The 5,345-nt window shown below is 63.3% G+C and carries 5 protein-coding genes; 2 read left to right on the plus strand and 3 right to left on the minus strand.

The features are described 5' to 3' along the window. Positions 1-267 precede the first annotated feature (267 nt). Both QZY07_RS07840 and QZY07_RS07845 read left to right on the plus strand, forming a co-directional pair. Positions 268-2,253 (plus strand): hypothetical protein, encoded by a 1,986-nt coding sequence (locus QZY07_RS07840; protein WP_295401360.1) that lies wholly within the window; start codon positions 268-270, stop codon positions 2,251-2,253. A gap of 43 nt (positions 2,254-2,296) precedes the next feature. Next, on the plus strand, positions 2,297-2,560 hold the full coding sequence (locus QZY07_RS07845; RefSeq protein ID WP_201091463.1) for a hypothetical protein: 264 nt from the start codon (positions 2,297-2,299) through the stop codon (positions 2,558-2,560). A 545-nt stretch (positions 2,561-3,105) separates the two neighbouring features. On the opposite strand, the gene QZY07_RS07850 is transcribed toward QZY07_RS07845, so the two are convergent. From QZY07_RS07850 to QZY07_RS07860, 3 genes are read right to left on the minus strand one after another with little or no spacing between them, the layout of a single operon-like run. Next, entirely contained in the window at positions 3,106-3,951 is an 846-nt protein-coding gene (locus QZY07_RS07850; protein ID WP_242523009.1) for an OST-HTH/LOTUS domain-containing protein, read from the minus strand. A 31-nt stretch (positions 3,952-3,982) separates the two neighbouring features. After that, positions 3,983-4,510: an RES family NAD+ phosphorylase gene (locus QZY07_RS07855; RefSeq protein ID WP_295401363.1), complete on the minus strand. Its 528-nt coding sequence runs from the start codon at positions 4,508-4,510 to the stop codon at positions 3,983-3,985. Then, entirely contained in the window at positions 4,507-4,875 is a 369-nt protein-coding gene (locus QZY07_RS07860) for a DNA-binding protein (RefSeq protein WP_201091460.1), read from the minus strand. Before QZY07_RS07860 ends, QZY07_RS07855 begins: the two co-directional genes overlap by 4 nt. Positions 4,876-5,345: the final 470 nt, after the last annotated feature.

Genomic DNA, 5,345 nt, shown 5'->3' on the forward strand with positions numbered 1-5,345 from the left:
CTTTCTTGCGGATTTTGGACCGTAGAAACATGCCGATAGTGTCCTCGGCTCGGCGCTCCGGCTCAAGGACCAAGGTCGGCACTACAGGCATTTTTGCACAAACCGCTTTCGCGAAATCAGATACTTAACCGACTAATCGGGGTCAAAGCGGACCGAAAATCGCGAAATCCAGGGTCGAATAGTCGAAGTCGGGCTAAGGGCCACGCCTTCTCCCAGCACGTCCGAGACGACGCCCAAGTCTCGGCGGCCTCGACGTTCATCGACGACGTGTGGGACTTCGGTCAGGAGGTCCATGCACCCAACGCCAAGGCGAAGATCAACTGGAAGTCGATTGCCTCGGCGGAAAGAGAGCAACCTTCCACTTCAACCAACACCGGGATCCGCCTTGCGCTGAAGGAGTACGCTTACGCGCGCATCTTTAAGCACAAGCTCATCGCCGGACTTCGGGCCGCAAAGGTCCAGTCGGTTGCAGATGACATCCGGTGCCTCGGGACGTTCGTCCAGTGGCTGTCGCGTGAAGGGAAGTTCGGCTTCGACCAGGCGACCCAGTGCGATCTCGACCGCTACGTCGAATGGCTCCGAAGGTCAGAGAAGCGCCGTGGCGGTGGAACCAGATCGGAAGCGTACGTCGTTCGCGCGCTCCTTCCGCTCCCGCTGCTGTGGACCTGTCGTGATTTCGTGGACCAAGGACTGACCTTCAGTCCGTGGAATGGCCGCACGGTGACGCGCGTCCTGGACTACCAGAACACCGGCGAGAACCGGACCGAGATCATCCCCGACGAGGTCATGCGGCCGCTCTACCAGTTCGCCGTTCAACTGACCCAGCCGGACGTGGTCGATCCGCTCGTCAAAGTGCTGTGCCGGGCGCCCCGGGCCTTGCACAGGAAAAACGCCACCAGTAGAGAGCGGCAGCATCGTCGCAAGGCATTTTCGGCGCTCAGGGCGGAAGTCGAGCGCCATCGCCTGTTCCGCGGCGGCGGGGATGGCGAGGCGCCGGCGCATTACGAGCACTGGCAGGATCTCGAAGGGGACGTTGTGCTCCTCTACACGGCGATCTTCGTCATTATCGCCGGGCTGTCGGGCATGAGGGACAGTGAGGTGCGGTCGCTGCGACTGAACGCGCTGACGGTCGAACGAGATGCTGCCGGGCAACCGAAGACCTACAAGCTGATCGGCCGAACTTTCAAGAGCGCCGAAGGCGACGTCGACGATGAGGTCGGCGGCCAAGAGCGGACGTGGGTTGTCATCAAGGAGGTTCACGACGCCGTGGAGGTGCTGATGAAGTTGGCGTATGCCGACCCCGCGTTCGACCAGGTGCGGCTGTTCGCCCGCTTCGGCGCCAACAACACCGTGACGAACAACCTGCGGCGTCTCCTTGCCCGCGTCCGCAACGACGATGGGGCGCCCGTCCTCGGCCCCGACGGTCGCCCATGGGAACTCACCTCGTCGCAGTTCCGCCGCTCCTTGGCGCGTTGGATCGTCTGGCAGCCGTTCGGCATCGTCGCGGGGAAGAACCTCTTCGGGCACGCGCGGATTGCCACGACCCAGGGCTACGCCGCAAGCGAGCCGAGCTGGAACAAGCTGGTCGCCAAGGAAGAGGCGGCGCTGATCGACGAGGTCATGACCGATCTGGCGCATGACGTGGCCGATGGAGCGGTTGCCGGGATGCGGGCGAAGGAGCTTCTCGAATTGCTCGGCACAGCGGGCGACAGGCGCCCGGACGACGTCCTGTTCTACCTGCGCCATCACAAGAAAGAGCTTCACATCGGGCCGTACAGCGACTGCTTCTTCGACCCGAGTCGAGCGGCCTGCAAGCGGTTCGCTCTGCCGGAGAAGCAAAACAAGCCGGTCACGAGCTTCTGCAGCCCGGACCGGTGTGCCAATGCCTGCATCGCCCGTCGACACCTCCCTGCGTGGCAGGCGCAGGCGGACGACCTGCGGGCGATGCTCCGCACGAAAGGGCTGAACGACGCCCAGAAGTTGGCCCTCGAACGTGAACGGACTCGCATCGAGGCAATCATCGCGCCGCTGGCTAAAGGGGCTGGAGAGGCTATCCAGGGCGATTCTCGGGGGGGGCATGCGGATGAGCAGGACGGACAAGACGAAGCAGAAGCTGATCGACGCCCTCGACCGGATCGTGCGGGGGCGCCCCGCACGGACCGACGGGAAGCTCACGCCGAGCAATGTCGCGAGGGAGGCTGCCGTTGGCCGAGCGACGTTGTACCGGTTCCCGGATGTTCTGGCCGAGATTGAGCGCGTCCAGAACAGGACCGCTGAGACGGCTCCGACGAATCTCATGGAGAAGGTGCGGCACCTCGAGAAGGAAGTCGAAGCGCTCAGCCGCGAGGGGAACGCCAAGGCGAGGCAATACAAGGAGGTGGCCGAGCGATGCGCGCAGCACATCCAGGTGCTGACCCTCGCCCTTCGGAACCGGGACGTGGCGCTGGCCGAACGGGACCAGGTCATCGCCGAGTTGAGGGCGAAGATCGAAGCGGGCGAGAACGTCATTCCGATCGGGTTTCGGCGGCGCCCCGGAGGCAGGGCGCCTCTGCCCCGCTGAACCCACTACCGCCTGCCCCGAGTGGCGACAGTCTCGACGTCGGACATTGAAGTCACGAGATTGATCGAGCGACGGCTGTGAAGTGGAAAACACCGACCATGATCTTGGACACCCAGGCGTGATGTAGATCGGTCAAGGAATCTCGGCAATCTGGGTTCAGTCAGGAACTGAGCGGCGGATTCATGGGATTGATCACCGCCCTCGCGAGATTGGACCGCGTCGTCATGAAACCGGGTGGCATCGCCGTGAAACCGATCAGTTTCGTCCCGAGATCGCGCAACAGGCAACGAAGGCACTGGATCCAGGCGTTGATCGGTCGGCTGGCGTGGCTTTGCGACGCTTGGAGTGGGTCACTCAAGACTGGCTCACCGCGCTCGAACTGACTCAAGTCGGCCAGTTCCGGTCACTGGCTTGTCCGACCTAAGCGTCCGATGCAATGCGCTGAGCGGTCGGTCGCGGCTAACTGGCCAGCGCCTGCCCTCGCCCATTGGAACAGGTCATTGGCGACGCCAGTGCTCCCGATGGATGAGGAAACCCGTATGGAACTACTCGGCGCGCACCCTGTAGCAGGCGGCTCGCTGTCCATCCACGTTACGGTAGAGCAGCTCGAATAGCCGAGACTCATGCAGCACCTGTCGCCAGCTGGCGCATCCGTACTTGGTGGGCATCTGTTCCGGACTCCGTTCCGTGATCCATCTCCCAGCCGCTGCAACGGGCGTCCAACCGTCCACGGCAAGCACATTTGCCGCCTCGCGCAAGACGCGGACGATGCCTGCGGCTGGCCAGTTCACGGTGCCGTCCGGGAAGATGCCATTGACCATGAAGTCGTAGAACGCATCGGACTGTGCGAACTCCGCTGCCTGGCGCCTGACCTCATCCATGTGTTCGGCCCAGCCCCGAAGCTGTTCATAGCTCTTGTCGATGCGCTCGTAAGCGGCAACGAGGGCATCACGTGCGGTCAGGCATCCGTCTGTCGACCAGAGATCGTGCTGGTCGATGAAGTGGTGAACCAGGTTATTTCGCAACTGCACCAGTTCCTTCAGGTCGCTTTGTGTCCGGACGTAGTCCTCGGGAAACAGGCTCAACTGCATCCGCATTGCGATATGCGGAACGTCCTCGGGCTCGTTCGCCGTGGCATCGGCGGCGGTGTTGGCCCCCTCGGCCACGATGCACGATCCGAACAACCGCCCCACCAGGGTGCCGAGCGTCTTCGTGAAAGCCTCATCGACGCGCGCCGCGCGGATTTCCTCCAGCGCATGCGCTGGCCCCGAAAGGTCGCTGTGCGCGACGATCGCCTTCATCAGTCGCTCGTACTGCTGTAGGCGCAGCAGGCACCGGCCCAGTAAACGTTGGACCTCGCGCTGTTGTGTCTGCACGTCCCCGTCGTTCATCGTGGGCTGGAAACCGGCAACCCGAGGGAGATCATCGCGCCCAACTGGACAGGTCGCGGGGGAGTCGCCCGTCGGGGTCGTTGACGGTGACCGAGTTGCCATCCTTGAGCCGCTCTGAGTAAACGACCACGTTCGTTCCGCCCTCATGCGCCTGGCTCGGAAAGAGGATGCCGGTGTATCCGTGCGCCAGCACCAGATCGGCGAGAACCCAGGTTGGGGGCTCGATGTGCCGCTCGAACTTCAGGTAACGCCAGTCCTCGCGCCAGTCGTGCCAGAGGTCGTCCCAGGGCGCGCCGTCGTGGAGCTGGCGCAGGTCGACTAGATCGTACAGGGTCACGGTGTACGAGCACATCGTGCAGGGTGGTAGGAAGGGTGAGGTCTGCTGGTACTCGCGCAAGGCGGTCATCTCATCCAGCGACAGGTACAGCGCCTCCACGCCCTCCCGGTTGAATCGTCCCCCTCGGGTTGCGGCCCCGGCGCCGCTGGTGGGTCGGCTGGCCCACCGCGGGGTATGCACCCGGAACAACGTGGTGCCAGGGGGCAGGTCGAACAGGATCATCCGACGAACCCGGCACTGATCGACTCCAGGTAGCCGATCGCGTCCTCGGTTCGCCCTTCCTGGATCAGTTGCAACAGGGTCTTGTGGCGAAACGCGGGAATGGGCTCGTTCTTAACCAGGAAGATGGCGCGTTGCGGGTCCGGCTGTACCGCCGTGGCGGCCGACAACACGCGCATCAGGTCACGCAGTACGGATTGCAGTCTTGGCGATTCCGGATGGGTACGCAGGGTGTTGCGATGGACCCCCGCCAGTTCGGCCAGATCCTGTTGTTGCAGGCCGAGGATGTCGGCAACGCCCGATGCTGAAAACCGCGACGTACCCGGCTCCCGGGTCGATTCGAGTACGTCTGCGAAGATGGCGACCATGACGTTTCTCCTGAGGTGGCTCTTCAGAAATGCACATTCTACGCACAGTAGAGGCATCGCTCCAGTCGCCGCCCGTCCCCGCAGCTGTTCCGACACGCCCTGGCGGCCCCTTCGAGTGTCAGCTGTATGCCCGACTGCGGTCCCGTATCCTTATCCCGCTGACTGAACGCTCTGGGTCGTTTCCGTCCGCTGCTGCTCAGCGCTGCAAGTGAAAACTCCCCGTGTGCAGACGTCGCAACCAGCGCTAGACCTTTGCCGCGCGCCGTGCCGTCATCGTTCATGCGCGCGAGTCGGTGCCGAGCGACCCCGCCGATGTCTAGCGCCTCACACCCTAGGGCGTGTCATCAATTCATGTTGTGTGGGATTAGCACTGAGATCCAGAGCCTTTCCATCATGTGAGCAGGATGCTGACCGCAGCCAAATGGACTCCCGCCAGGAAATTGCGGGCCAGCTTGTCATAGCGGGTGGCA

Origin of the sequence: uncultured Thiocystis sp. (assembly GCF_903866365.1) — a bacterium.
Lineage (GTDB): Bacteria > Pseudomonadota > Gammaproteobacteria > Chromatiales > Chromatiaceae > Chromatium.

Coding starts and splice junctions, on each gene's coding strand:
- QZY07_RS07860 (WP_201091460.1), bottom strand. CDS start 4,875: ATGGTCGCCATCTTCGCAGACGTACTCGAATCGACCCGGGAGCCGGGT.
- QZY07_RS07855 (WP_295401363.1), bottom strand. CDS start 4,510: ATGATCCTGTTCGACCTGCCCCCTGGCACCACGTTGTTCCGGGTGCAT.
- QZY07_RS07850 (WP_242523009.1), bottom strand. CDS start 3,951: ATGAACGACGGGGACGTGCAGACACAACAGCGCGAGGTCCAACGTTTA.
- QZY07_RS07845 (WP_201091463.1), top strand. CDS start 2,297: ATGGAGAAGGTGCGGCACCTCGAGAAGGAAGTCGAAGCGCTCAGCCGC.